This window comes from Streptomyces seoulensis (assembly GCF_022846655.1).
Classification (GTDB): Bacteria; Actinomycetota; Actinomycetes; order Streptomycetales; family Streptomycetaceae; genus Streptomyces.
Genome location: NZ_AP025667.1, coordinates 2,278,534 through 2,301,535, shown reverse-complemented (window position 1 = coordinate 2,301,535; position 23,002 = coordinate 2,278,534). Strand labels below are relative to the sequence as shown.

General features: G+C 72.2%; 34 protein-coding genes. 3 read left to right on the top strand and 31 right to left on the bottom strand.

What is annotated here, in order from left to right:
• Window positions 1-38 precede the first annotated feature (38 nt).
• The 16 genes from HEK131_RS10700 to HEK131_RS10625 form a co-directional block, all read right to left on the bottom strand.
• Window positions 39-845 carry a hypothetical protein gene (locus HEK131_RS10700; RefSeq protein ID WP_244334515.1) on the bottom strand — a complete coding sequence of 269 codons (807 nt, stop codon included), beginning with the start codon at window positions 843-845 and terminating at the stop codon, window positions 39-41.
• The gene (locus HEK131_RS10695) at window positions 838-2,268 is read right to left on the bottom strand and encodes a phage portal protein (protein WP_244334513.1); all 1,431 of its coding nucleotides are present in this window, start codon (window positions 2,266-2,268) and stop codon (window positions 838-840) included. Before HEK131_RS10695 ends, HEK131_RS10700 begins: the two co-directional genes overlap by 8 nt.
• Before the next feature lie 20 nt (window positions 2,269-2,288).
• Entirely contained in the window at window positions 2,289-3,965 is a 1,677-nt protein-coding gene (locus HEK131_RS10690; protein ID WP_244334511.1) for a terminase, read from the bottom strand.
• Window positions 3,966-3,978: 13 nt separating this feature from the next.
• Complete coding sequence (locus HEK131_RS10685) at window positions 3,979-4,470, bottom strand: hypothetical protein (RefSeq protein WP_244334509.1); 492 nt, start codon at window positions 4,468-4,470, stop codon at window positions 3,979-3,981.
• A 50-nt stretch (window positions 4,471-4,520) separates the two neighbouring features.
• Window positions 4,521-5,108, bottom strand: a complete 588-nt coding sequence (locus HEK131_RS10680; RefSeq protein WP_244334507.1) for a DNA primase — start codon at window positions 5,106-5,108, stop codon at window positions 4,521-4,523.
• An 896-nt stretch (window positions 5,109-6,004) separates the two neighbouring features.
• A complete protein-coding gene (locus HEK131_RS10675; RefSeq protein ID WP_244334505.1) occupies window positions 6,005-6,304 on the bottom strand; it encodes an HNH endonuclease in 300 nt (99 codons plus the stop codon).
• Window positions 6,301-6,576 (bottom strand): hypothetical protein, encoded by a 276-nt coding sequence (locus HEK131_RS10670; protein ID WP_244334503.1) that lies wholly within the window; start codon window positions 6,574-6,576, stop codon window positions 6,301-6,303. Before HEK131_RS10670 ends, HEK131_RS10675 begins: the two co-directional genes overlap by 4 nt.
• Before the next feature lie 521 nt (window positions 6,577-7,097).
• A complete protein-coding gene (locus tag HEK131_RS10665; RefSeq protein ID WP_244334501.1) occupies window positions 7,098-7,274 on the bottom strand; it encodes a hypothetical protein in 177 nt (58 codons plus the stop codon).
• A gap of 4 nt (window positions 7,275-7,278) precedes the next feature.
• Window positions 7,279-7,521 carry a hypothetical protein gene (locus HEK131_RS10660; protein ID WP_244334499.1) on the bottom strand — a complete coding sequence of 81 codons (243 nt, stop codon included), beginning with the start codon at window positions 7,519-7,521 and terminating at the stop codon, window positions 7,279-7,281.
• 72 nt (window positions 7,522-7,593) lie between these two features.
• Window positions 7,594-7,878, bottom strand: a complete 285-nt coding sequence (locus HEK131_RS10655; protein ID WP_244334497.1) for a hypothetical protein — start codon at window positions 7,876-7,878, stop codon at window positions 7,594-7,596.
• Between the two features lie 14 nt (window positions 7,879-7,892).
• Window positions 7,893-8,306: a hypothetical protein gene (locus HEK131_RS10650; RefSeq protein WP_244334495.1), complete on the bottom strand. Its 414-nt coding sequence runs from the start codon at window positions 8,304-8,306 to the stop codon at window positions 7,893-7,895.
• Between the two features lie 55 nt (window positions 8,307-8,361).
• A complete protein-coding gene (locus HEK131_RS10645) occupies window positions 8,362-8,622 on the bottom strand; it encodes a hypothetical protein (protein WP_244334494.1) in 261 nt (86 codons plus the stop codon).
• Window positions 8,619-10,718, bottom strand: coding sequence for a hypothetical protein (locus HEK131_RS10640; RefSeq protein WP_244334493.1), 2,100 nt, complete (start codon window positions 10,716-10,718; stop codon window positions 8,619-8,621). The genes HEK131_RS10645 and HEK131_RS10640 overlap by 4 nt, the downstream gene beginning before the upstream one ends.
• Before the next feature lie 11 nt (window positions 10,719-10,729).
• Window positions 10,730-12,217 (bottom strand): hypothetical protein, encoded by a 1,488-nt coding sequence (locus tag HEK131_RS10635; RefSeq protein ID WP_244334492.1) that lies wholly within the window; start codon window positions 12,215-12,217, stop codon window positions 10,730-10,732.
• 124 nt (window positions 12,218-12,341) lie between these two features.
• The gene (locus HEK131_RS10630) at window positions 12,342-12,587 is read right to left on the bottom strand and encodes a hypothetical protein (protein WP_244334491.1); all 246 of its coding nucleotides are present in this window, start codon (window positions 12,585-12,587) and stop codon (window positions 12,342-12,344) included.
• A 17-nt stretch (window positions 12,588-12,604) separates the two neighbouring features.
• Entirely contained in the window at window positions 12,605-13,747 is a 1,143-nt protein-coding gene (locus tag HEK131_RS10625) for a DUF2637 domain-containing protein (RefSeq protein ID WP_244451980.1), read from the bottom strand.
• Between the two features lie 212 nt (window positions 13,748-13,959).
• Here HEK131_RS10625 and HEK131_RS10620 point away from each other — a divergent pair, with 212 nt between their 5' ends.
• The 3 genes from HEK131_RS10620 to HEK131_RS10610 all read left to right on the top strand — a co-directional run bounded on the left by HEK131_RS10620 (window position 13,960) and on the right by HEK131_RS10610 (window position 14,806).
• On the top strand, window positions 13,960-14,241 hold the full coding sequence (locus HEK131_RS10620; protein ID WP_244334490.1) for a hypothetical protein: 282 nt from the start codon (window positions 13,960-13,962) through the stop codon (window positions 14,239-14,241).
• Window positions 14,231-14,446, top strand: coding sequence for a hypothetical protein (locus tag HEK131_RS10615; protein ID WP_244334489.1), 216 nt, complete (start codon window positions 14,231-14,233; stop codon window positions 14,444-14,446). Before HEK131_RS10620 ends, HEK131_RS10615 begins: the two co-directional genes overlap by 11 nt.
• 132 nt (window positions 14,447-14,578) lie before the next feature.
• Entirely contained in the window at window positions 14,579-14,806 is a 228-nt protein-coding gene (locus HEK131_RS10610) for a hypothetical protein (RefSeq protein WP_244334488.1), read from the top strand.
• A gap of 3 nt (window positions 14,807-14,809) precedes the next feature.
• Here the strand turns inward: HEK131_RS10610 and HEK131_RS10605 are convergent, their stop codons facing one another.
• The 15 genes from HEK131_RS10605 to HEK131_RS10535 all read right to left on the bottom strand — a co-directional run bounded on the left by HEK131_RS10605 (window position 14,810) and on the right by HEK131_RS10535 (window position 23,002).
• Window positions 14,810-15,775, bottom strand: coding sequence for a hypothetical protein (locus tag HEK131_RS10605; RefSeq protein WP_244334487.1), 966 nt, complete (start codon window positions 15,773-15,775; stop codon window positions 14,810-14,812).
• 96 nt (window positions 15,776-15,871) lie between these two features.
• Complete coding sequence (locus HEK131_RS10600; protein ID WP_244334486.1) at window positions 15,872-16,204, bottom strand: hypothetical protein; 333 nt, start codon at window positions 16,202-16,204, stop codon at window positions 15,872-15,874.
• Window positions 16,205-16,238: 34 nt separating this feature from the next.
• Entirely contained in the window at window positions 16,239-16,826 is a 588-nt protein-coding gene (locus HEK131_RS10595; RefSeq protein ID WP_244334485.1) for a hypothetical protein, read from the bottom strand.
• Window positions 16,819-16,965: a hypothetical protein gene (locus tag HEK131_RS10590; RefSeq protein WP_244334484.1), complete on the bottom strand. Its 147-nt coding sequence runs from the start codon at window positions 16,963-16,965 to the stop codon at window positions 16,819-16,821. Before HEK131_RS10590 ends, HEK131_RS10595 begins: the two co-directional genes overlap by 8 nt.
• Window positions 16,962-17,162, bottom strand: a complete 201-nt coding sequence (locus HEK131_RS10585) for a hypothetical protein (RefSeq protein ID WP_244334483.1) — start codon at window positions 17,160-17,162, stop codon at window positions 16,962-16,964. The genes HEK131_RS10590 and HEK131_RS10585 overlap by 4 nt, the downstream gene beginning before the upstream one ends.
• Window positions 17,159-17,815, bottom strand: a complete 657-nt coding sequence (locus HEK131_RS10580; RefSeq protein WP_244334482.1) for a zinc finger domain-containing protein — start codon at window positions 17,813-17,815, stop codon at window positions 17,159-17,161. Before HEK131_RS10580 ends, HEK131_RS10585 begins: the two co-directional genes overlap by 4 nt.
• Window positions 17,812-18,582 carry a hypothetical protein gene (locus HEK131_RS10575; RefSeq protein ID WP_244334481.1) on the bottom strand — a complete coding sequence of 257 codons (771 nt, stop codon included), beginning with the start codon at window positions 18,580-18,582 and terminating at the stop codon, window positions 17,812-17,814. The genes HEK131_RS10580 and HEK131_RS10575 overlap by 4 nt, the downstream gene beginning before the upstream one ends.
• A gap of 11 nt (window positions 18,583-18,593) precedes the next feature.
• A complete protein-coding gene (locus tag HEK131_RS10570) occupies window positions 18,594-18,950 on the bottom strand; it encodes a hypothetical protein (protein WP_244334480.1) in 357 nt (118 codons plus the stop codon).
• Window positions 18,947-19,390 carry a hypothetical protein gene (locus tag HEK131_RS10565; protein ID WP_244334479.1) on the bottom strand — a complete coding sequence of 148 codons (444 nt, stop codon included), beginning with the start codon at window positions 19,388-19,390 and terminating at the stop codon, window positions 18,947-18,949. Before HEK131_RS10565 ends, HEK131_RS10570 begins: the two co-directional genes overlap by 4 nt.
• Window positions 19,391-19,392: 2 nt before the next feature.
• Entirely contained in the window at window positions 19,393-19,665 is a 273-nt protein-coding gene (locus HEK131_RS10560) for a hypothetical protein (RefSeq protein WP_244334478.1), read from the bottom strand.
• Window positions 19,662-20,036: a hypothetical protein gene (locus HEK131_RS10555; RefSeq protein ID WP_244334477.1), complete on the bottom strand. Its 375-nt coding sequence runs from the start codon at window positions 20,034-20,036 to the stop codon at window positions 19,662-19,664. Before HEK131_RS10555 ends, HEK131_RS10560 begins: the two co-directional genes overlap by 4 nt.
• A complete protein-coding gene (locus HEK131_RS10550) occupies window positions 20,033-20,656 on the bottom strand; it encodes a hypothetical protein (protein WP_244334476.1) in 624 nt (207 codons plus the stop codon). Before HEK131_RS10550 ends, HEK131_RS10555 begins: the two co-directional genes overlap by 4 nt.
• Window positions 20,653-21,114 (bottom strand): phiSA1p31-related protein, encoded by a 462-nt coding sequence (locus tag HEK131_RS10545; protein ID WP_244334475.1) that lies wholly within the window; start codon window positions 21,112-21,114, stop codon window positions 20,653-20,655. The genes HEK131_RS10550 and HEK131_RS10545 overlap by 4 nt, the downstream gene beginning before the upstream one ends.
• Entirely contained in the window at window positions 21,111-21,923 is an 813-nt protein-coding gene (locus tag HEK131_RS10540) for an exonuclease domain-containing protein (protein ID WP_244334474.1), read from the bottom strand. The genes HEK131_RS10545 and HEK131_RS10540 overlap by 4 nt, the downstream gene beginning before the upstream one ends.
• On the bottom strand, window positions 21,920-23,002 hold the full coding sequence (locus tag HEK131_RS10535; RefSeq protein ID WP_244451979.1) for a hypothetical protein: 1,083 nt from the start codon (window positions 23,000-23,002) through the stop codon (window positions 21,920-21,922). Before HEK131_RS10535 ends, HEK131_RS10540 begins: the two co-directional genes overlap by 4 nt.

Genomic DNA, 23,002 nt, shown 5'->3' with positions numbered 1-23,002 from the left:
TGGGGGTGAGCGGGGATGCGCCGTGTCGGCGCCGTCCGTCACGCGGCCGGAATGTCGTCCGGTCCGGTGAAGTTCTGTCGGCGGACCGCGAGCAGCGGCCCGTATTCGCCGTGCTCGCGGGTGACGATGATCTGCCGGTAGTCAGGGGTGCGGCCGCCTGCGTCGCTCTGCCCGGTGTCCCGGGCGATCGCGTCGTGCGCGTCCTTGAGTAGCTGCTCGTCGATGATCTGCCCGGGGTCCTTGGTGCCCGGCAGCGGCACGGGCTCGCAGTGGCAGCCGGGGTGAATGGGCATCAGGTCGGCGACCCGGTACCGCTGGGTCGAGGCGATCGTGCACAGCGCGCAGTTCCCGGTGCCCGTCATCCGGCGCCGGTAGAACTGCGCGCCCCCGCGCCGGGTCATGGACTGCCGTGCGGCCTGCGTGCGGGCGAGCTGCATGTCGGTCTCGGTGATGCTGAGCAGCCGCGTACGCGCCTGCCCGATCGCGTCGACATAGTCGTGCCCGCGAGAGAGCGCGGTGTACGCGGTGACGAACGGCCGGCGGTACACCTCGTCGGGCGGGACCCCGCGCACCGCCTGGTCGACGGCGACGCCGACCGGGGCCGCGGTGCCGCCCGCCATATCGGCGATCATCGCCGACAGGTAGGCATCCGTGACCGTGCCCATCTGCTGTTGCGCGGCGAGCACGACCGGCAGCACGCGGTCGAGGAACAGCGCGGCGTCAGCGTCGCGGTAGCTGCCGAGGCTGTCGAATGCGTCGAGGACGAACGACACGACCCGGTCGCGCAGCGACGTCGACAGCGCGCTGTACCGGTCGGTGAGCGCGTTCTGCAGCGCCTCACCCATCGGGCTCCCCCTCGTCGGGCAGGTTGCCCGCGCTCGGCGCCGGGGTGGCGGGCAGCAGCGACGCCGCGAGCAGCGCCTGCGCGGCAGCGCCCGACGTGATCCGGCGGACCGTCGCAGGGGTCTCGCCCATCTGCTCGGCGATGACGTCGAGCGGGTACCCGATGCTCTTGAGCTTGGTTGCTGCGTCGGCCTTCACCGCGAGGGTGACGTGCGCCGGGTTGGCCCACCGCACCTCGGCCTCGGTGTAGTCCTCCGCGACGCCCGCCTGCGCTGCGGCGAGGGCCATCACCGTTTCGAGCTGCTCGCCGAAAGCCGCGATGTGCTCCTGCATCTTCGCCACGTGCAGGATGTCGAGCGCGCCGATCGTGTCCGCGCTGATGTTCACCAGGTCGCCCGCGTAGTAGTAGGCGGGGGTCTGGGACAGGATCAGCATGTCGCGTACGTCGGCGGCATGTTCGTCGAGGAACGGGCGCAGGTCGGTCGCATCGAGCTGCCCGAACTGCGCTTGTTCGCCCGAGCTGACCCACACCGTGTTGGGGCCCGGCGCGAACGGCTGCTCGACGACGGTCAGACCGGTCGCCGGGTCCGTCCGCTTGTTGAACTTGTGCCCTCTGACCCACTTCTGGCGAAACCCGCTGTAGCGCGAGGCGGCCATGCGGTTCAGGATGCCCAGGTTTACCCGGTCCTGAATGTCGAGGACGCCTGCGAACTCAGGCTCGGGGTCCTCTCCGAGATCGGGCATGCGGGCGAACTCGACGATCGGCAGCCCGCCGAGGTCGTGTGGTTCGCCCTCGTCACTCTCGCCGGCGTACTCCCACGAGTCCGGCCCCCACGGTAGGCGCCGGCTGTAGCAGGGCTCCTTGGTTCGGTACGGAAATGCGGTGTCGTCGAACATCACCCAGGCGTATCCGTAGCCGTCGACCTCGTCGTGCCGAGCCTTGAGCGCGACGTACGGCAGGCCGGTCTCGGGGTCGTAGTCGACGATGCACTCACTCGGGTGCTCGGGGGTGATCAGCGGCGAGGGCCGGCCGTTCTCCTCCAACCGGGTCGGGTGGGGGCCGACCGACATGTACCCGACGCTCTGCGCCATGGCCACGCGCCACACGAGTTTCTGCCGGGAGTCGAGCCGGTTCGCCTGCCACCAGCGCAACGCGTTCTTGTCCGGTTCGCCGTCCGGGCCTGTCACGCCGAGCGCGTTGAGCCGGTGTACGGACGCGTTGGCAATCAGCCCGCAGAAGTTGGTTCGTGCCTTCCGCTGGAAGTCGAGGAACGCCTGCTCGGCAGTCTTGTTCGGCAACTCGGGAAGCATCGGCCGGCCGCGGTAGTACCGCCACCACTCGTCGAGCTGCCCCTGCCGCTTGCGCAGCTTCCGGCCCAGCCGAAGCAGCCACCAGTCGGGCGAGTCCGGGGTGTCGTCGAGCATGTCGCCCCCTTCTGGGCTCGTCAGAACGTGCCGCCGAACATCTCTTCTTCTTCCGCCGCAACACCCTTGGCGATGGCGTCGAGGCGGCACTGCCACGCCAGCACTGCGGCGACCGCGGCGTCGATCTTGTTCGGGCTGTCGGGGTTGGCCTTGCCGATCTGCAGACCCGACTTACTGGGCCGACGGCGGGCGTTGCACAGGTGCCGCACCAGCGCCGACGACCCGTCATGCGTCAACTCGCCTTCAGTGAGCGCCGTGTGGAACTTCTCCAGCGCCCGCACGATCAACGTGCTGCGACCGCCGGTCATCCACCACTCGACCGGATGGTTCCGGGTCGCCTGCACCTTGAGCCGCGGCCCGTACGCCGCTTCCCAGTCGGCGACGTGCGATTCCCACTTGGCGGGGTCGGCGTAGAACCCGACGACGTCGTACGTGCCGAACGCCTCATGCACGGCCGCGAGCACCTCGACGACCGGTACCTGCCACTCGACGACCTTGCCGTCGGCGTCGACCGGCAGCCGGTCGGGCTGCTCCCACACACCGATCGTGAACAGATGCCCATCGGAGAGACGGCAGCCGATCAGCGCAGTCGCGTCCGTGACACCGCGCGCCCGCTTCCGCGAGCCGTCGAACCCGAGCACGATCCGGTCGCCCGGCCGGACCTCGCGGGAGAGATCCGACGAGGCGCGCACCTCGGGCTCGGTCAGCCATGCGTCCGACGCGTGGGTGATCTGGTTGAGCAGGTCCGCGCGCAGATCCTGAGGCTCGTTCGAAGTGTCGTAGAACTCGCTCGTCAGCCGCTCGATCGGCGACCAGCCGGGCCCGCACGGCGGGTCGTGCAGCACACACCCGCCGGGGTGATCGCTGCTGTCGCCGTACGCGTACCGCAGCCCGGCGACGAGCGACTGCTCGTCGGTCATGTCCGTGTCCGGTGGCGCCTCGCGGTGGTCAACGAGGATGCCGCGCGCTCGTGACCGGCCGTCGATGATCGCCTGATAGTCGGCCGCCGACTTCTCCGCGACGCTGCCCATGCCGGGCGTGAAAGCGTTCGGGGTCTCGATCAGGCTGCCGCCGAGCTTGGCCGCGTTGAAACGCATCGTCTTGGCGAGCCGGACGCCGCCGTTCGACGCCGTCCACTCCTCGGTCTGGTCGAGCGAGGCGAAGCACGCCGGGTCGCCCTTGGTCGAGGTGGCACTCGACGTGATCGGAGAGACCTCGCCGCGGGGTAGGTAGATCACGGTGTCGAGGACGTCGAGTCCGTAGTCGGCCGCCAGGTCCCGGCCGCGCGCCATCTCCAGCAGCGGTATCCACGTGTTGTCGGTCTGCTGCTCGGTCACGGCCGCGATCCGTACGAGCGGCGTGCGCAGCGAGTGCCACGGCCGGCCGACCGGCTCGCCGTATGCGTCGTACCCGTCCGGGACGACGTCGGCGCACGCCTCGGCGAGTGCGATCGCCCCGACGAACGGACTCTTCCCCCACCCTCGCGGGCGGGAGAGCAGCGCGCGGTGAATGAGCCGCTTGCCGGTGATCGGGTGCAGCTCGTAGTACCGCAGCAGGAACTCGGCCTGTTCAGCGGTCGGGATGTACGGCTCGCCGTCGTCGCGGCCGGGCTGCGCGAGGTTCCCGGTCATCCAGTCGATGACGTACCAACCGAGCGTCGGGAAGTCGTCCTCGTCGTCGGGCCCGCGCCACGGCATGCCGGCCCCCTTGCTACGGGCTGCTCGTGCCCTCGTCGGTCTTCCCGCCCCGGATCTGCCGCAGGTTGCCGTACCGCTCACGCGCCGACGGCACGCCAGAGCTGCCGCGGCCCTGGTCGGCGTCGTCCGCCTCGGCGAACACCATGCGCAGCCGAGCCCGGCTGGACGGGGTCGCGCCGAACTCGGCGACGCGCAGCCGCAGCTCGCCCGCCAGCGACAGATTCCCCAGCCAGTACCGGGCGTGGATCACCGCCGTGTCGAGCAGGTACTCCCAGTCGGACGACCCGAAGTGCTCGGCCTGCGGACTGTCGATCCACTTCTGCCACCACTCGCGGGTGCGCTGCGGCCAGTAGAACTCGACGAGCTGGTCGCCCTTCTCGATCCGGAAGTCGGGCAGCTCGGGCGCCTCGGCGCGCTCCCACCGGAGCACGGTCTGCGGGACGGTGTCCTTGTTCCTCCGCGCCTTCCTGCCCTCGGGCTTCGGCGCCGGCCCCATGCCGCCCATGTGCGGTACCTCCCGTGTCGGGTGCGCCACAGCGCGCCCGTGTCGGGCCGCTACAGCAACGAGTCGATGACGTGCTGCAGGTCGCCCAGGCGCGAGGGCGTGCCGCCCCACGACCGCCCGGTGACCGCGATGTACCGGCCGATGCCGTACAGCTCGACCGAGCCGGACCCGACCGGGATGCGCCGCCCCTGCGCCAGCGAGCCGCGTCCCCAGATGTGCAGCCCGGTCCCGGACTGCGACACCTCGACCCACGTCCCGGCCGCCGCGTCGACGATCGGCTGCGCCCACGGCAGCAGCTCCCCGTCGGCGAGGGCGTGGTCGAGGTCGAGGCAGACGACGCCGTCGCCGTCGAGGACGAACCCGAGCCCGGCGCCGGCGGTGCTCGCGGCGGCGTGCGCGTACGGCGACCACGTCGACCGGTCGGTGCTGCTCGCGGCGGCGCCGTGCACGGTCAACGGCACCTTGCGGGTGGTGTGCCGGACCCAGCGCGGCCGGCTGGTCAGCTCGGCCGGGATCGTCCGGCGTGCCCGGCAGGCTGCGGTGCGGCAGCGGCCCGAGCAGTACCGGGCGTCGCGCCGCGCGGTGATCGGCAGCGGCCGGCGGCACGGCTCGTGCTGGCAGCGGGGCGTCGGGGGCATGCCCCCATCCTACCGGCTGTAACGGCTATAGCGCTCTGACCTGCATGTATCGGGTTGGCATCGGTAGGGCGGCAGGCCGAGAGGCGATCTGCGGGCCACATCCCGCGCGTCATCGAATCAGCCCACCGCCCCGGTGCGCGCGCCCCTGCGCGCCAGCCACGCCCCGCAGCGTGGCCGTTTTCCCCAGACCCGTACAGACCGACAGCCACAGCACCTCCCGGAGCCCAGACGGGGTGGGGAGGGGAGTCACCCCCCAGGGGGTGGGGGTGGCGTTCGGTGCACGGGTGAGGTCGATTTCGAGTGCCGGTCATCCTGCAAGCCTCTGACCTGCATGTTTGTGGAGACTTGCGTAAACGTGCAGGTCAGAGCGTTGCGACTGTCTGTCGACCGTGCAGATTCGGCGTGGTGCTGAATCTGCCCGGCTCGTACGCCACTCGCAAGCCTCTGACCTGCGGTTTTGCGCATGTGGCTACAAACGTGCAGGTCAGAGCGTTGCGGGTCCGTTCGGTGCGGTGTGCCGTCGTGAACGGACCGGATCGGCTCGCGCCCCGGTCGGCGTCGAGCTTCCTCGACTGCACAAACATGCAGGTCAGAGCGCTGCGATTGTCGTGCGGCACGCCGGATTTGGTTGCCGCGCCAGCAGTTGCCGATGCGGTACCGAATTCGCGTGCCATGCGCGCGAGTTGCAGCGCTCTGACCTGCGGGTTTGTGCAGTTCGATCAGGCAGGTTGCTCGCGGGGTCAGCGTCGTCGAGCGGTACGTCGAGACCGCTGTGAGCGACAGTGCTCTGACCTGCGGTTATGTAGGCATCTGCGTAAACACGCAGGCCAGAGTGTTGCGTATTCACGCAACCGGGGCCGGTTCAGCACGAGGTGGGGTGACGCCCGGGCGGGGGGTCAGAGCAGACCGGGGTGCCGCTCGGGGGGTCTGGTCATGCGTACGGCCCAGCGGGCGGCACTGCCCTCGCGGCTGCTCTTGAGCGCGTGGTGGTCGCGGCAGAGCGCCTGCAGGTTCTCGTACCGGTGATCGTCGCCGGGCGTGATGTGGTCGACGTCGGTGGCGGTGCGGCCGCAGACGGTGCGCTGCTCGCGCCAGCGGCATCGGTGCTCGTCTCGGGCGAGGACGTAGGCGCGGCGCTCGGGCCAGTCGGCGGGCAGCTCGTGCCGGCGGGTGCTGCCTGCCCATCCTCCGCTCACAGGTCGTCGTCCTCGTCGTCGTAGTCGTCGCGGCCGGGCTCGTAGTAGGGCTCGGCTCGTTCGGTGGTGGCGTCGAGGGAGACGCGGTCGAGGTCGAGGTCGCGGGTGAACCCGAACGGCTCGTCGTCCTGGTCGTCGTCGGCTGGCGCGGGTTGGCGTAGCCGGGCGAGCAGCCGGTGCGCGGTGTGCTCGATCCGGTGCATGCCGTGCCGCGTGAAGGCGGGTGCGGTGATCTCGACTTCGAGGGACCCGTCGGTGAGGCGTACGCGCATCGGCGGTGTCCTCTCGGACGGGAAGGGGTGGGCCGCGCGCCCGTGGGGAGCAATCCCGCCAAGGAGTCTCGTAGGCCCAGGGGCGCGCGGTGTTCGAGGGGGAATGCAGAACGCCCCGCGGTGGGCGGGGCGTTCGGCGTGGTTTCTGTGTCCGGGCATGGCGGACTTGCCGCCAAGAGTGCGACACGTGATCACCTCTCGTCAAGTCGTGGCGGCGAGTTGAGAGAGAGCCGGGTGTGTGGGCGCGCGCCCTACTACCGGTAGTCGATCTCTCTCCGGTCCCCCCCATAAAGGGGAGGGGAGGGGAACGCGCGCGCGCGAGGGACCGGTGAGTCCCCCAGGGACAAAACGCTGTGACCTGCGATGATGTGATTTCTTCAGCGATAGATGGTGCGTGCAATTGTTGATAGATGCACTGTGCATATGTCGACGGATCGCACGCGGATCGTGTGTTCGGGCAGCAGGACGCCCCGCCCTGCAGGGGGTTGCAGGACGGGGCGGGAGCCAGCGACGGCAGGGTGCTACTCGGGGTCGGCGACGCTCACGACGAGCTGCTGCAACTTGCCCCCGAACGAGAGCCGGCCGTGCGGGATGTCGGCGCCGTTCGCGCCGGCCGCGTACGCGTCGGCGACGAACGCCGCGATCTCGTCGAGGGTCAGAAACTTGCCCGCGGGCTCGTGCTCGATCTTCTTGGGCATGGGCCTACCTCTCTGCTCCCTGAACGCCGACGATGTGCCCAGCGTTGATGCTGACAGACTGAAGCAGCGGGGCATCGACCTCGATCTCGAACGCTGCGCCGCTGGCGAGGAAGCTCGGCACTCCATCGTCGGTGGGGCAGGTGATCACAGCGGGCACGTGCACCTCGGCGTCGTGCGGGCCAGTGACGATCAGTTCGCACCGCATACGCCCGTCGCCGAGGTGCTGTGCTGCGATCCGTACTCTCATGGGCTCGATCCTCTCGTGACGGCGCCCCGTACCGCGAGCGTGCGATACGGGGCGCTGGACATACGGCAGTTGCTAGTCGCGGTCCTGGTCGTCCTCGCGGAGGCTCTGCACGATGGCGCCGAGATCCTCGACGCCGCGAGCGCCGAGCGGGTAAGTGATCCCCGCTTTGCCCAACGCCTCGTTGACGTCGTCGAGTTCGGACCGCAGCCGGGCCACCTCGGCGTCGCGGGCTGCGGGAGTGCGCAGCAGATCGACGAGGCGCTCGAACACCTCGAAGTGCTCGCCAGGGATACCGAGTCGGTCGGCGGCCTGCTCGATGGTGAGGCGGTTCGGGGCGGGGCGGGGCGTGGTGGACACGGTGTCTCCTGTACTCATCGGCGCGGGCCGTTCTGCGAGCGCCAGCCTGCCAGAAACCCCCGGTTGTTCGTGACGTAAGTCGGGGCATCGCGCCCCGCTCGGCGGCCGCCCTGCAGCGCCCACGCGGCCCCGGCCACGGCCAGCACGGCGAGCAGCCGCACGAGACTGTCGACGAGTATCTGCAGCGCCTGCATGCCGAAGTACGCGCCGATCCCGACGCCGGCGGCGAGGACCCCGCGGGCTGCGGTGCGTTGGGCCTGCGGGTCGAACCCGGCCGGGGCGGGGGCGGGGGCGGCCTGCTCGTAGGCGGGCCCGTACTGCGGGTGCAGCACACCATCGATCCGCACGTACCCGACCACGCGCATGCCGGGCGGCGGGGCAGGCGCGAGCTGCTGCTCGACACCGGGCACCACACTGGTCGGGGTCACAGTCCGGGTCAGGGGCGCCGGTCGTGCGGCGCGGCGTTCGGGATACATGACGGTCCTAGCTCGCGGTGGCGGGGCGGCGGCGGTCGATGTGGTGGCCGAGGTCGAGCAGCCACAGGCCGAGCCGGTCGATGCCGAGCCCGGCGAGCAGCACGACGACCAGGTGCAGCAGCGGCAGCGTGAGGTGCAGGCCGCCGTCGGCGTCGAGGTGCAGCACCATCACGACGACCGGCCCCACAGGGGCGGCGGTCCGAGCGACGTCACCGGCCGCACGTACGGCGCGGGCGGTACGGCGGCGGGCGGGCGAGGGGCTGCTCACGTCGAGGTCCCTTCATCGGGGCGGACGGCGTACCGCCCATAGCGCGGCTTGTGTACGCGCGGGTCGGCGCCGAGCCATCGGCCGATGGTGGCGGCGTGCGGCACCTGAACGTCCGGGTGCAGGCGGGCGATCGCGTCGCGGATCGCCTCGGGCCCGATCCCGTCCGGGCCCGCCTTGAGCACGACCTCGAACACGAGCTGCTCGCGCGGGTCGCTTCCGGCGGCCTGCGCATCGTCGAGACTTGCGGGCCGGGTGTAGGCCAGCCCGTTCGCCTCGAAGATCGCCCGCGCCTGCGCGTCGAGGTCGGGGTCGCGGGAGGTGCTGTCTTCGATCTGCCCACGGATGCGGCGCAGCGTGGCGTCGGCGTCGGCGATCGCGTCCTCGGCGGCCGCGCCCGTGTCAGCCGGCTTGTCCCATCCGGCTGTCGGGTCCGTCCACCCCTCGCGTACGGGCCGCTCCTCGACCGGCTGCTCGGCGGCGGCCTGGTCCACGGCGGGCGCCGGGGCGAGCCCGAACATGTGCTCTGTGCCGTCCCAGCGCTGCTCGTACGCCTCGCCCGCCGCGCGCCGGGACAGCTCGTCGAGGATGGGCCGGTACTCGGCGGTCGCGGTGACGATCTGCGCGATCAGGCTCGGCACGAGCCGGTATGCCTGGAACGGGCGGGCCGGCCGGTCGAGCACCTTGATCGCGCCCGTGCCGGGCGTGGGCATGTCCTGCGGGCTGATCTTGTCGGCCCAGCCCATGAGGTAGTTGAGCTCCCGCTCGTCACTCTGCATGGCGATCTTGAGTCCGGACTGCACGACGAGCTGCGGTTCTTCGAGGACGTCGCCGGTCGCCCGGAGCGCGGTCATCATCACGTTGCAGGCGACCGCGCGGGCCAGCTCGACCACCTGCAGCAGCAGATCGCCCGCCTTGCGCAGCGTGGGGTTCTTGCGCGCCTTCGTGCTGTACAGCTCGGCGATCTCGTCGCCGTTCACGATGATCGCGGGCACCTCGGGCGACACGGGCAGCTTGTCGTCGTCGGCCTCGATCTGCAGGTTCGCGTACCCCGGCTTACGGGCCTTGGCGATCCGCAGCAGCGCCCCCGCCATGGCGAGCACCCGCTCGGGCGTGTCCGCGACCCAGTCGATCGGCGGGCGGCCGGGACGGCCCGCGTTGTGCCAGGCGCGCAGCCACGGCAGGGCGATCCCGCCGCCGTTCAGGTCGATCACCCACGAGAGGACGTCGACCATGCGCATCTGCCCGGCGAGCCACACGTGCATCAGGTTCGTCTTACCGGCACCGCGGCGGGCGGCGGCGATCGCGCACAGCTCCCGGCACACCGGGTCGACCTCGCTGCCGTCGCGGTGCACGCCCATCTGCAGGCCGTCGTTATACGAGCGGGGCGAGTAGTCGTCCGGGTACATCGTGGCCTCACCCACGACCGCGTTCGACGTCTCGACGTTGGCGAGGAAGCTGCCGCGGTCGGCGCCCTCGGTGATCTCGATCGTGCAGCCGGTCTGCAGCCGCGCGTCACCGGCGAGCCCGTCGGCGCACCGCAGCATGTCCCGCCACGTGTACCCGCCCGCAGGCAGGCGGCCCTCGATGGTGAACCCGCCGCCGTGCTCCCACAGCTCGATCCCGATCACCTGCACCGCCAGCCCGGACACCCGCTCGAAGCGGGCTGCCCACTCCTGTGCGAGCGCCCGGTGCTGGCGCACGGTCCCGTCGTATGCGGCCGCGCCGTCCTCGCCAGCCTGCGCGGCAGCGGCCCGCCGCCGGGCGGCCCGGTTCCCGGCCATAGCCGTGCCGAGCGCGGCCGCGCCCGTGGCGAGCGCGGCCAGACAGTTGGTGGTCCACGGGCCGTCGACGAGCGCCCACGAGCACCAGGTGCCCGCGCCCACCCACGCGGCCGCGCGCAGCACCAGCTCGCTGCGGCCGGCGCCGGACTGGCGGCCCGCGATGTGCGAGCCGACGAGCCCGGCGCCCGCGACGGCGGCACCCCACCAGGGGGCGGCGCCGGCCGCGTTCGCTGCGTAGGCGGCGGCGAGCGCGGACCCGGCGGCGCTGATCGGAGCCGTCAGTGGCCCGTGGCCCGACTCCCAGTCGATCTGCACTGACGTTCCTCTCAGTAGGCGCCGGTGTTGCGGGACACGTCCCACATCGACTCGGCAGCGGCACCCTTGCGCGGGGCCTCGATACGGGCGATGTCGAGGTCGTGGCACGACCGGAAGGCGGGCGCGAGCTCACGGGCCAGCTCGACCGCCTTCATCTGAAGGGTGAAGATCCCCTGCATCAGCTCGACGATCCGCGGGTCGAGGGGCTGCTCGGCGTCCGCGCGGGCCGTCGAGATCCGCAACGAGTTGGCGATGTGCTCAAGCGAGTCGGGCAGCGCGGCGAAGTCGCGGCCGACCTGCATCATGTTGTCGGGGCTGTATGCGCCCGCGATCCGCTCCATCTCCATTGCCGGGGCAAGGAAGTGGTGTCCGGACATGGGTCCTCCCAGAGTTGAAGGTGAGCCGCCGGCCATCGCCGGGCGGCGGACGAACGTGGCGACCGGCGGGGCGGCGTCGGCGATCGCCGGGCCGGTCATGGCGGGCCCGGCAGCGGCGCGGCGTTCCGCCCGACGCTGCCGACGGCGCCGCCACATGGCGCCGACACCCCACAGCCCGCGGCGCACGCTGCGCTGCCAGAGACCGGTTGCCAGACCTACGAGACCGGCGAGGGCGCCGTCGACGGCAGCGCCGCCGAGCTTGCGGGCGTGCCGGGCGACCGCCCGCCGCAGCAGCGCGCTGCGCTTCCACTCGGCGCGCAGCGGACCCGCCACCGAACGCCCCGCCCGGCCGAGCCCACGAGCACTGGCGACGACAGCACGCCCCACGCTCCGCCCCGCCGTGCCGAGCCCGCGCCCCGTGGCCCGAAGCGCCCGCCCCGCACCGGCCATGCCGCGCCGGGCCGCGCTCGCAGCGGGGCGCAGCACGCCCAGCCCGCTGCGCCCCAGGGGCGTGCGCCGCGAACGCTTCGGGGCGGCGGGGCGGCGGTGCTTGCCGGGGCGCTTGAGCTTCGAGGGCCGGGGCGCCGTGATCCGCCCCGCCCCGCCCTGACCGAACCGGCCGAGGGCGCCCCGGCGGGTACGCCCCGCCCCGAGGGCGCCGCCCCGGCCGGACGCCCCGCCCCGCCCCAGGGCGCCCCGCCCCGAACCGAACGAGCCGCCCTGCCCCGGCGAGTACGCCCCGCCCCGCGACCCGGTACCCGCCCCGCTCCGGACCCGCCCCGCCCCGGCCGTCGCACGGGCCCGGACTGTGCGGCGACGCTGCACCACCGCCCCGGCCGCCAGCACCACGGCGGACCCGGCGGCGGCCGCGAGCCCGACCGGCCCGACCGCCTGATACGCGGCGGTAGCCCCGATCACGCTCGTGTTGCCGACGCCTATCACGAGCGGCTCAACCGGCACACCACGGCGCCGGGCGGCCCGCGGCTCGGGCTCGGGCCCGTCGACCTCGTACTCGTACTCGGGCTCGGGCTCGACGTCCTGCTCGGCCTCCTCGTACTCCGGCTCGACCGCCTCGTCGGCGGCCGCCGTGTCTGCTGCGGGCGGTGCATCGGTGTGCGACACCGGGGTCTCTCCTTCACTGCGACTGCAGTCGCGGCGCTACGGGGGTGTGTCTGCGGGCGTGTGTGGGCCGGTCAGGGGGGTGAGGTGCGACTGCAGCCGCAGTCACAGTCACAGTCACGGCGATTCAGTCGAGTACGAGCCCGTCGGGGATCTCGCCGTCGCGCAGTGCGGTGGCGATCTCTCGGTACTCGGAGGCGTGCCCGCGGGCGATCTCGGCGGCACGGGCGGCGCAGGCGCGGGTGTGATCGCTCCTGGTCGGGTCGGCGGCGACGTACTCGCCGTCGGCTGCTGCAGCGTCCGAGCGGACAGCGGCGACATTCTCGAAGTAGTCGGCCTCGGCGTTCATGCGGGCTCGGGTGATGCGCGGCATGACGGTGTCCTTCCTGGTCAAGATCCGGTGAGCGCGCGGACGTTCGGCGAGCCCAGTTCGACCAACTTCGGGTCGTCCGCCTCGACCTCGTCGCGCAGCTTCTGCGCGTGCCGGCGGGACTTGTACGGATAGCCGAGCGCGGCCCCGTCTTCGAGCAGCTTCACGATCACGCCCTCGCCCGGCCGGCCCCCGAGTTCGGCGTACAGCGCCTTGATCTTCGCCTTCAGCTCGGCTCGGGTCGGGGGCCGCTGCTCGTCGCGGGGCGCCTCGTCGTCGCCCTCGCCCTCGGGGCGCTCCGGGGCGCCCTCGGTGGCGGGGGCGTCGCCCGGCGGGGCGCCCTGGTCGTCAGGGGCGGGGCGCTCGGGGGCGCCCTCGTTCGGCGGGGCGGTCTCGGCCGGGGCGCCCTCGGGTTCCGGGGCGGGGCGCTGCGGGGCGCCCTGCGTCGGGGCGGCCGGGGCCGGGGGCGCCAGAGCCGGGGCGCCCTGCAGGGCGGGGGCGATCGCCGGGGCGGCCGGGGCGGCGTCGACGACGACCGGGCCCAGAGGGCGCCCGTACCGGGTCAGCCGCAGGGCGAGCACCTCGTCGAGCGGGGCGGCCGAACGCCAGCGGAGACCGTAGCGACGGCGCAGGCGCGCACGCTCGATCACCCGCGCCTGTTCGAGGGCGATCACCTCGTCGTACGACCGCAGCTCCCACAGCTTCATGCGCCGCCACAGGCGGAACGTCGACCACGGGGCGAGCAGCCACCGCGAGATCCGCACCGACTCCATGTACCGGTCAGCGGTGATGTCCGCGACCCGACCGACCGCGTGCCGAGCGGCCTCGACCACGGCGACGAACAGCACGGGGATCACTGCGTGCATGCCCGTGCCGATGGGGTCCGGCCACGCCGCCGCCGCGTTGAACGCGATCGTGGCGACCGTCAGCATCCACGCGATGTGGCGCAGCAGCGGCAGCGGCATCCGGAGCCACGTCAGCATCAGGTCGAGGGCGAGCAGCACGAGAATGCCCGCGTCGAGTCCGATCGGGAACAGCCGCGCGAACGTGCCGAACCCTTTCGCTTCCGCGAGGGTGCGCACCGCGGCGTACGAGCCGACGAACCCGATCAGGGCGATCACGGCCCCGCCGACCGCGATGCCGCCGATGACGCGGCGCTGAATCGGGGTGAGCGCGGTCCGGTCATTGCTGGTGGGCGGGGGGATCGACGCGCCGTTACCATCACGCACGGATCAGACCTCTCGGCTTAGCGACTGCGAGGGACGGTCCGCCCCGACCCTGCGACGTGCCAGCGTCGGTCGGGGCATCCCGTGTTGCAGTTCCAAGCTAGGTACTGACTTGCCATATGGCAAGTCAGAATCGGAGAATGAGGGTCATGACCGACGGAGGAGAGGCGCCCGACATGGTGTCGTTTCGTGAGTGCGCCCGCCGGGTCGTTGCCGAAGGCATCGCGCCGACGATGACGCATCAGCGTGTGTCGCAGCTACGGACCCACCCCGGTTTCCCGCCGGTCGTGCAGATCGGCCGATCAAGTGCGGTCGACTGGAACCTCGCCCGTCCCTTCTTCAAGGCGCTCGCCGAACGAGCGGCCGCCCGCGACAGCAGGCGACGGGCGGACCCGATAGAGGAGAGCAGCGGTGACGAGAATGAGCGATAAGACGGTTGTGACGAACGCCGTGGCGGCCTACGAGGTGACCTTTCGTGACGGGACGACGAAGGTCTTCGAAGCGAAGCGAGTTGACTTCGGTGAGTACGGCGTGACCTTCAGCGGGCGGCGCCACGCACAGGGGCACTCATTCGTCGCGTTCGTCCCCTACGGCGATCTCCGGGCGGTCGAGGATCGGCCTGAAGGAAAGTTGTAGCCGCCTGAGGGCCTATACCGATGCCCCTGCCTCGATCAGATAAGGCGGGGGCATCGGTGTGTCCTCACGGACTGCGCCGTGCCGGTCCGGGCCCGCGCTGCCGTCGGTGCCGTTCGGCCGCAGCATGGACTCATGAGTCAGCAACGTCCCGTCGTGGTGAACCCGCCCACGCCGAGCGGCGGCCGCCGGGTGTACGCGCGCGGTGGGGAGATCCTCGGTCTCGCCCGCGACCTCCGGGACCTGGCCGAGTTCCTGCGCCGTGCTGGACTCGACCTCGACCCGGCCGAGGTCGCCGAGTCCGACCTGATCGAATGGCGCGGCGGCGGCCCCCACGTCTGGGAGGCCGCCGCCGATCAGTAGCTGCTACGCCGCGTCGGCCCGGGCCCGCGCCTCGGCACGCTGCCGGGCCCGGGCGTCAGCCCGCTTCCGCCGGCGGGCGGCATCCTCGAGGTCCCGCTGCAGCGCGGCGAGCTGCTCCGGGCGCGACCATGTGCGCCGGCCGTCGACGAGCCCGACCGGGGCGTCGCAGCCGGGGCCCGCGCACGTCACCTCGTCGTCGAGGCCGCCGCCGCTGTGCATGGTGAGCACGCTGCCGCAGTAGGGGCACGGTCGGCCGTCCATGGGGATGGCGTGGCGCTCGCCGGTGCCGCCGATGGTGCGGTCGACTCGGCGGGCAGCCTCACGGGCGACGCCAGCGATATGTGCACGGTGGTGGTCGCGCAGGGGCAGGCACGGACCCGTGTCGCCACGGAGCCGGCCGATCAGCCACTCGGCGGCCCGCACAGCGGTGCGCTCGCCCATGGTGAAGTGCCAGCGGGCGGGGTCGGCCTCGTCGCGGGCGGCGAGCATGGCGAGGGCGAGTCCGGTCGGGTCGCCAGGGATGGCCCGGATCAGGGGCTTGATCGTGTCGCGCTGGATGTCGGCCGCGACCTGGTCGGCCAGCGCGCACAGTGCGGCCTCGACGGCGCGGCAGGCGTCGACGACGTGCAGCCGAAGCGGGACGGGGCGCTCGCCGAGCTGGATGCCGTCGCGGTCGGGGCGGGGGGTGTGGGCGCGGCCTTCGCCGACGTAGTCGCAGCGGGTGCACTCGTACTGAGGGCGGCCGTGCTCGTCGTAGCGGGTGACGAGGTGCTGCGCGTGCTCCAGCGACCGGGCCGTCTCGTCGCGGTCGTGGTCGTCGAGGGCACGGAGGTACTCGGCGCGGCCCATGGTGGGCGGCCACGTGCCGGTGTTCTGCGAGGTGTCGATCAGGGCGCGCATGTCGGACCAGTGGTCGACGACGGTCTGCAGGTCGTCGAGGGCGGTGCGGGGGCGGGCGGTGTGCTGCATGGGTGTGCGCTCCTGTGGTGCGGGTGGGGCGTAGGGTGATCACACCGCGTGGGGCGCCCCGGACATCTGGCCGGATGGGGGCGCCCCGTCGTCGTGTCAGTAGCGGGTGGGCGGGAGTCCGCCCGAGCGGCGTACGCCGCGGATCACGTCGGCCACGTGGGACGGGTCGGGCTGGACGTGGATGTGCGTGTGTATCTGCGACTGTTCTTCGGCGGCGGTCTCGCCGGCGGGCCGCTCAGTGACCGTGGTGGTCCTCTCCATCAGCCGGTGTTCCCAGTTCGGCTGCATCTCACGGCGGGCGGCGAGGCGGGCCCGAGCCTTAGCCCCGGACTCCCATGACGCAGCGACGCCGGTAGCGCGCTGCCAGGGTGCGTTGCGGTGGGGGCGGGACTCGATGAAGTAGCTGATCCTTGTGCGCTGTTCGGGCATTGATTCCTCACAGGTTGTGGATGGGCGAGCGAGATCAAGCGGCCGTGTCGGTACCGGTGTTGAGCCACGGCGCGAGCGCCTTGAGGACGGCGTCGATCCGGCCCTCGGTCCGATCGGCTCCCAGGCAGCGGCACAGCGAGGTGCGCTGGCACTTGGGGCAGGGCACCGGGGTGTGCAGAGCGCGGTCGAGGATGCGGCGCACGACGAGCGGGGCCTCGACGGCCGGGCGCGGGCCGGGCACGGTGGGCTGCTCGTCGTCCTGGTCGAGCCACACGATCTCGGTCGCGCCGCCGTGACCGTGGATGCGGTCGACCGAGGTGCGGCCGCGGTCCCAGTGCACGGTGGAAGGGTCCTCGCCGCGCCAGCGGACGACGGCGGTGCCGTCGGGCCAGAGCACGCCGTCGGCGACGTCGCCGACCCCGCTGACTCCGGATATGTCCCGGTGTCGGCGCAGCACGAACCGGCGGGCCGTGGCGGGGTCGGCCGGGTAGACCACGGTGCGCCCGGTGAGTTCGTGGGTGGCCTCGGCGATCAGGGCCTGCACGGCGGCCGGGTCGGTGTAGCGGCCGGCGAACTCGGCGAGGGCCTCGACGGCGGTCATCGGCATGTCGTTGCTACTCATGGTCATTCTTCCGATCTGCCTCGGTGGTGCGGTGGTCGAGTAGGGCGGTCACAGCGGCGGCCGCGAGGCATCCGACGGCGATGCCGGCGGAGACCAGGGCGGCGATGATCAGATGTGCGACGGCGGCGGGCTCGGTCATGCTGCGGACTCCGTGTTCTGTCGGTGCTGCAGGTGCACGCCGTAGCCGTGTTCCTCGTCGATCTCGGCGACGGTCCGGGCCAGTTCGGCGAACCGGGCGGGGCCGTCCGGGTCGGGCTCGCCCTCGGGCCTGCGCGGCGTCCGGCCGTACGTGCCGGTCGGGTACAGCTCGGCGAGCATCGCGTCGGGGTCGGTCACGTCTGCCCTCCCTCGGTGGCCTGCTGCGCGGCGTACAGCTCCTGTCGGGACCAGTGGGTGTTGTGGTGCAGCACGCGGCCGCGCTCCTGACTGCGGCACGGCTTGTTCGGCGAGGCGCCACAGGCCGGGCAGAGCACCGCCCGCTCAGGCGGTCCGGCCGGCATGGCGCGCTTCGGGTACCGCGCGGCCTTGGCCTCCCGGAACTGGTCGTTGGCCGGAACGAGTTCGGTAGTGCGGCCGCCGCCGAGCCGGGAGCCGACGGCGGGCATCAGCTCGCGCAGCCCGATCGGCTCGGACTTCTCTCGGGCGACGGCCTGCCGCTGCGCCCGGAGCACGGCGACGAACGCGTCGCCGGTCTCGTCGTCCGGGGAGACGCTCGGGTGATCGGTCGGCTCGAACGTGCCCACGGCTCGGTTGAGCCGGTCCTTCACGTGGACCCGCCACCGCGACGCGATGTCCTTCGGCATGACCGGCCACGCCGACTCGGCGTAGTGCCGGCCGACGGCCTCGCCCGCGAACTGCAGCGGGATGTCGCGGAGTACGGCGGCCCACATGGTGACCTGCGCGGCCTGCTCGGTTTCGGTGGTCTTGACGACGCGGTCGTCGATGAGGGCAACCTGCTGGAGCAGGTCGAGGGTGTCGTCGATGTTCACGACGCGCTACCTCCGTTGAGACGTTCACGCAGCCGGTCGAGTCCGGCGACCTGCTGCTGAGATCGGGTGGGCTGCTGCAGGGGCACGACGACGCCGCCCGGCGCGGCCAGCTCGGTGCGTTCGTTCTCGGCCCACTGCTGCCAGCGGCCGCCCCACGCGGGCGCGACCCGCTGGTCGTCGAGCTGCCGCCGCACGAACTTGCGCGTGACTTGGTCGAGCTGCTGCGCGGTGAGCTGCGGCAGACCGGCGTCGGCGCGGGCGAGCTGCGCCGTCTCGACGTCCTCGGCGCTGGGCTGCCAGTCCGCGGGAATCGGCCGGGCCGCGCTCGTCGGCGGCGCCGGGTCGGGCAACGGCTGCTCGTCGTACGCGGGTTGCTGCGGCCGGCGGCCGCCCTGCGCGCCGGGGGCCTGCTGTCGCTCGCGGTAGTCGCGCTTCTTCGCGGCGGCACGCTCGCGCCGGGCGGTGACCTCGGCCCGAGCGGGGTTGTATTCGAGGTAGTCGTGCATGTAGTAGTCGCCGGGGGCGGGCTGTTGGCACTTGGGACGCGGGCAGGTGTGGCCGTGCTCGTGCCACAGTCCGACCTCGACCAACTTCGTGATCTGCGCTTTCGAGCCGTACATCTTGGCGATGACGCCGGGCACGATGCCGTCGGTCAGGTGCTGCGACGCGTAGCTGCCCGCGCGCATCCACAACCCGACGGCCGCGTTCTTGGCGGCGATGATCTTCGGGTGGGTGTCGGCGTTGTCGTCTACGGCGAACCAAGACATCGGGTCTGCTCCTACGCGTCGAGGGCGAGTTGTCCCTCGGAGACCGGGGGCGTACGGGTGGGGCGGCGCCGGGCCGGGGGGCCGGGCGGGGCGGTGCACTGGTGGTCGATCACGTGCGGGCGAGGGCAGTCGCCGCGGCGGCGGTGGCAGTCCGCCCACCGCAGGTCGGTGCCGTGCTTCGTGGCCCGCACGCACCAGTCGAGCCGGTTCGGCTCGCGCAGCGCAGCGGCCGCCGCGGCGGGCAGCTCGTCGGCGTTGGCGACAACGTCGAGCGCCGCCCGCTGTCCGACGAGCTGCCGCAGCACGGTCCGGCCGCAGCGGCAGCGCACTCGGCGCGCGCCGCCACTGCTGCTGGGGCGGTAGGTCATCCGAACTGCTCGACCCGCGACCCGCGCCGCCGGCGCGTCGTCTCCTGGTGCGCCTCGAACTCCGCCTCAGTCGGGTGACCGGCGAGGGCCTCGGTGACCGCCTCCTCGACGACGGTCTCGCCGGGGCCGACCTCGTCGAGGGTGTCGGTCATCTTCCGGCGCCGCATCATGGCCCGCATGACCTCCAGCACGAGCCCGGTCTGCTCGTCGTCGCGGGCAGCCTCGACCAGCCGCATCCTGAGCCTGACCTGCGCGGCCTTGTCCTCGGAGTCGGCGTGCCCGGTGTAGGACACCGAGTGCAGCTCGGCGATCACGATCACGCACATGCCGGGGTGCTCGAACAGTCCACGGCGCTGCTCCTCGGTGAGCGCGGCCTCCAGCATCGCGGCGGCGCTGTCGAGCTTGACCTCGACCGGGGCATCCTTGTCCAGCTTCGGCATGGTCACTTCCTCTTTCGCTTACTCATGGAGTGCTGCAGCGCCGCGTACTGGCGGGCGGCCGCTGCTCGGATCTCGGGGTTCGGGCAGGCGTCGCGGCGGTGCCGGCCGTACCGGATCACCAGGGCCTCGACCTCGGCGTGACCGACGGCGTCCTCGGCGTGCCCGCAGGGGCACCAGAAGTCGGCGGCGGCGAGATCCTTCGCCTTGCTGTCGAGGCGGACCCGCAGCCCGTAGCCGGGGTGCGGGTTGCCGATCGTCGGCCCGAGCCCATTCACTTCGCCTCAGCCCGCCAGCGGGCCACGGTGCGCGGCACCACACGGACCCGGTCGGCGATCTCGGCCGCGCTGTGCCCGCGCTGGGTGAGGTGCCAGCACGCGAGCCGGGCCTCGTCCCGCGTGAGCACGGGCAGCGGGCTGATCCCGTCCACGACGCGGCGCACCGCGGCGTCGTCGATGTCGGGGCGCTGCGGGCGCTGCACTCGGTGCAGCGGCCGGGGCGGGCGCACCATGCAGTCGAGCTGCCGGGCGACGCCCCGCCAGTGCCGTGCCTGCCCGACGTCGGCCTGCTCGGACGCGGCGGTGCGCAGCAGCTCGGCGAGGGTGCGGGCGGCGGCGCCCGAGGTGAGGCGCACGGTGATCTCGATCATGCGTCGGCCCCCAGCACGTACCGCTGCCGGTACAGGTCGGGCCACTCACCCTTGGAGAGGTAGTCGCGCTGGGCCTGCGGCATCGTGAACAGCGGCCGCCCTGCCCAGTCGTAGCCCGCCGCCCGCAGCCACCACGCGTCGGCCTGGTCGCCGCCCTTGTCGTCGGCGAACTCGACGCCGTCCGCGAGGTACGCGGCCGCCTGCATATCGGCCTTGTCCGCCTTGCCGTTGTCGCACGCGAACGCCTTGAGCGTCGACGGCGGGATGTACGCCCACGGCACGTCGGCGTCGATGAACACCGACAGCACCACGCCGTGCAGGCCAGCGATCGCCTTCAGGTTGGCGATGCTCATCCGCCCCGTGATCATCGGCAGGTCCTCGATCACAGCCAGGTGCGGGCGCTGCTCGGCGACCTCGATCGCCAGTCGGTCACGGATCTGCGTGACCCGCTTGTGGCGGTCCTTGAGCCGCGTCTTGATCCGGAACGTCGAGCCGTCGACACGGGCCACCCCGGTCGAGGTGATCGACACGTCGAGACCCATGATGCGCACCCCGAGCGGCATGCGGCGCTGGTCGTCGAGGCCGAGGGAACCGGGCGCGATCAGTCCGGGGATCGTCACGCCGCACCCCGGTTCCGCGCCGGCGAGATCGGCCCGCACACCTCGCGCAGCACGTCGAGCGACTGCACGTCGGTGCGGTACTCGGTCCGCATCAGCGGGATACCCGAGACCTGGTCGAGGTCGCCCGTCCACTGCCAGGCACGCCCGTAAGCGTCGACCCAGTCGCAGGTCAGGTCCCAGGCATGGCCGGTGCCGTCCGTCCACACCGCGAACTCGCGGTCGAGGGTGGCGGCCTGCTCCTGCAGGGGCTCAAGGGCACGTTCGGCGCGCGAGGTCGGCCGACAGACGGCGTTCTCGTGCGCGGCCTCGTAGAACAGGGCGATCCGGAACATGACCTCGGCCAGGATCAGCGGGCAGACCCTGTCCTCGCCCTCGATGGTGGCGTTGCCCTGGTCGTCGATGAGCACCACCACCGGGTGCTCGGCCAGGTCCACGAAGCGGAAACGGTCGCCGATCATGCGGGCTCCTCAGTGCTCGACGGCTCGACCCAGGGGCGCAGCGGCCACGAGCCGTCGACGCGCGCCTCGGGGTCGGTCTTGCGGAAATGGGCCTGCAGCCCGGCGGCCTGCTCGGCGGCGAGCTCGACCTGCCGGGCGTGCAGCTCGGCGACCGACAGCCCGCAGAAGTCGCCGTAGCGCGGCCGGCGCACGGCCTTGATCCGGTCCGGCCAGTCCTCGCGCGGCGTGTGCGCGAGCGTCCCGATCCGATGCGCGATCCGCGCGGCGACAAGCGCGTCGTACGAGCAGCCGTGCGCCTGGTCGTCGTCCCACGGCAGTTCGTAGACCTGCGCGAGAGTGATGAGCTGCCTCGGCCCCTGCTTCTCCGACACCCGCTTGCGGTACGGGTCGGCGTGCTTGTCGAGCACGGCCGTGTCGATGACGTGCAGCGGGCGCATGCCGAGCCGGTCCTGCAGGGTCGGCAGACCGTAGCGGCGGCACTCGCGGTCGAGCAGCGTCAGGTCGTACACGACGTTGTGCCCGACGACGGTCGCCTCCTGGTCGGCGTAGGAGACGAGTACCTCGGTGATGTAGTCCACCGCGCCCTTGGCGGGCTCGCCCTTGGCCTGCGCCTCGGCGGTGCTGATGCCGTGCACGGCGGTGGCCTCGGCGGGGATGTCGACGTCGGGGTTCACGAACCAGTCGTGCGGCTCGACCGGCTGCCCACCGCCGAGCCCGTGCACGGCGGCGGTCACGATCCGGTCGTTCTCGACGTCGACACCGGTCGTCTCCAGATCGAACGCGGCCAGTCGGCCCAGGTGCCACGTCATCGGCGGGCCCCCGATCCGGGCTGCGCGGCGTCCGGCCACGCGCTCAACGTGCTGCTGCCGACGTCGACGCCATGGGCGTCGGCCGGGGGCTCGTCGTCAACGAACTCGGCGTCGACGACGCCCTCGTCGTCGTCCTGGCCGCCGACGTCACCGGTCTGCGGGTCGATCCCCTGGTCGATGTCCTCGGCGATCCGCATGAGGTCGCGCGACAGCTCATCGGACCCGTCGCGGGCGACGTGCCCGGCGCGATTGGCCTTGTGCCACACCTGCCGCACCTCGTCGGACGTGCGGCACTTACGCGCCTCTTCGAGGTAGTCGGGCACCTCGGCCGGCGCCGCGGCGATGGCAGGCCGCTCGATCGTCGCCGGGTCGAGGGCGGCCGCCATGGACAGCGGGCCCGACAGGGCGTGGCGCAGCGACGGGATCGCGGGAACCACCATGACGACCGGGAAGCGCTTCGTCTTGCCCTTGCGCTTCACCTCGCGCTGCTCGATCCACATGCGCAGCGGCATGGGCGACTTGCCGTCGGTCGCCGCGAGCACGGCGTCGATCCCGCCCGCCATGGCGTCGGCGGCGTAGTACGAGTGCGTCTCCAACCGCCACACACCGAAGTCGGGGAGGTCGGCGAGCATCACGTTCAGGCGCGAAGTCGGCTTGCACACGGTGCCCGCGGGCTGCTCGTGCCACTGCTCGCCGTGTTCGGCGAGGCACAGGCACGGCCGGCGCGACAGTTTCTCGGTGATCCCGTCGCAGCGCCGGGCGCAACCGCCCCCGGTCCACAGCTCGTTGTCCTGCGACAGCGGGTCGCCGGGCGGCAGGATCGCCCGCAGCTCGCGCGCCTCGGTGATCACCCGGAACTGCTCGATCTTCGAGCCCTGCGGGGTCCACTCCTCGACGATGCCGCCGTACAGAGCGGCGGCCCGCTCGACATAGTCGCGCGAGTGCGACGACAGGATGAACGTCGCACTGCGCTGCGCGATCGCCCGCTTCTTCGGGTCGGGGTGAGGGGTGCTGTATCCGGTGCGGATGCGGCCGAGTTCGGCGCCCGCCCGCTTCATGGTCATGATGCGGGAGCCCAT

Bases quoted from the DNA above. Each gene is read 5' to 3' on its own strand.
- HEK131_RS10700 (WP_244334515.1), bottom strand. From the start codon at position 845: ATGGGTGAGGCGCTGCAGAACGCGCTCACCGACCGGTACAGCGCGCTG.
- HEK131_RS10695 (WP_244334513.1), bottom strand. From the start codon at position 2,268: ATGCTCGACGACACCCCGGACTCGCCCGACTGGTGGCTGCTTCGGCTG.
- HEK131_RS10690 (WP_244334511.1), bottom strand. From the start codon at position 3,965: ATGCCGTGGCGCGGGCCCGACGACGAGGACGACTTCCCGACGCTCGGT.
- HEK131_RS10685 (WP_244334509.1), bottom strand. From the start codon at position 4,470: ATGGGCGGCATGGGGCCGGCGCCGAAGCCCGAGGGCAGGAAGGCGCGG.
- HEK131_RS10680 (WP_244334507.1), bottom strand. From the start codon at position 5,108: ATGCCCCCGACGCCCCGCTGCCAGCACGAGCCGTGCCGCCGGCCGCTG.
- HEK131_RS10670 (WP_244334503.1), bottom strand. From the start codon at position 6,576: ATGCGCGTACGCCTCACCGACGGGTCCCTCGAAGTCGAGATCACCGCA.
- HEK131_RS10665 (WP_244334501.1), bottom strand. From the start codon at position 7,274: ATGCCCAAGAAGATCGAGCACGAGCCCGCGGGCAAGTTTCTGACCCTC.
- HEK131_RS10660 (WP_244334499.1), bottom strand. From the start codon at position 7,521: ATGAGAGTACGGATCGCAGCACAGCACCTCGGCGACGGGCGTATGCGG.
- HEK131_RS10630 (WP_244334491.1), bottom strand. From the start codon at position 12,587: ATGCCGCGCATCACCCGAGCCCGCATGAACGCCGAGGCCGACTACTTC.
- HEK131_RS10620 (WP_244334490.1), top strand. From the start codon at position 13,960: ATGACCGACGGAGGAGAGGCGCCCGACATGGTGTCGTTTCGTGAGTGC.
- HEK131_RS10615 (WP_244334489.1), top strand. From the start codon at position 14,231: ATGAGCGATAAGACGGTTGTGACGAACGCCGTGGCGGCCTACGAGGTG.
- HEK131_RS10610 (WP_244334488.1), top strand. From the start codon at position 14,579: ATGAGTCAGCAACGTCCCGTCGTGGTGAACCCGCCCACGCCGAGCGGC.
- HEK131_RS10605 (WP_244334487.1), bottom strand. From the start codon at position 15,775: ATGCAGCACACCGCCCGCCCCCGCACCGCCCTCGACGACCTGCAGACC.
- HEK131_RS10600 (WP_244334486.1), bottom strand. From the start codon at position 16,204: ATGCCCGAACAGCGCACAAGGATCAGCTACTTCATCGAGTCCCGCCCC.
- HEK131_RS10595 (WP_244334485.1), bottom strand. From the start codon at position 16,826: ATGAGTAGCAACGACATGCCGATGACCGCCGTCGAGGCCCTCGCCGAG.
- HEK131_RS10590 (WP_244334484.1), bottom strand. From the start codon at position 16,965: ATGACCGAGCCCGCCGCCGTCGCACATCTGATCATCGCCGCCCTGGTC.
- HEK131_RS10575 (WP_244334481.1), bottom strand. From the start codon at position 18,582: ATGTCTTGGTTCGCCGTAGACGACAACGCCGACACCCACCCGAAGATC.
- HEK131_RS10570 (WP_244334480.1), bottom strand. From the start codon at position 18,950: ATGACCTACCGCCCCAGCAGCAGTGGCGGCGCGCGCCGAGTGCGCTGC.
- HEK131_RS10565 (WP_244334479.1), bottom strand. From the start codon at position 19,390: ATGCCGAAGCTGGACAAGGATGCCCCGGTCGAGGTCAAGCTCGACAGC.
- HEK131_RS10555 (WP_244334477.1), bottom strand. From the start codon at position 20,036: ATGATCGAGATCACCGTGCGCCTCACCTCGGGCGCCGCCGCCCGCACC.
- HEK131_RS10545 (WP_244334475.1), bottom strand. From the start codon at position 21,114: ATGATCGGCGACCGTTTCCGCTTCGTGGACCTGGCCGAGCACCCGGTG.
- HEK131_RS10540 (WP_244334474.1), bottom strand. From the start codon at position 21,923: ATGACGTGGCACCTGGGCCGACTGGCCGCGTTCGATCTGGAGACGACC.
- HEK131_RS10535 (WP_244451979.1), bottom strand. From the start codon at position 23,002: ATGGGCTCCCGCATCATGACCATGAAGCGGGCGGGCGCCGAACTCGGC.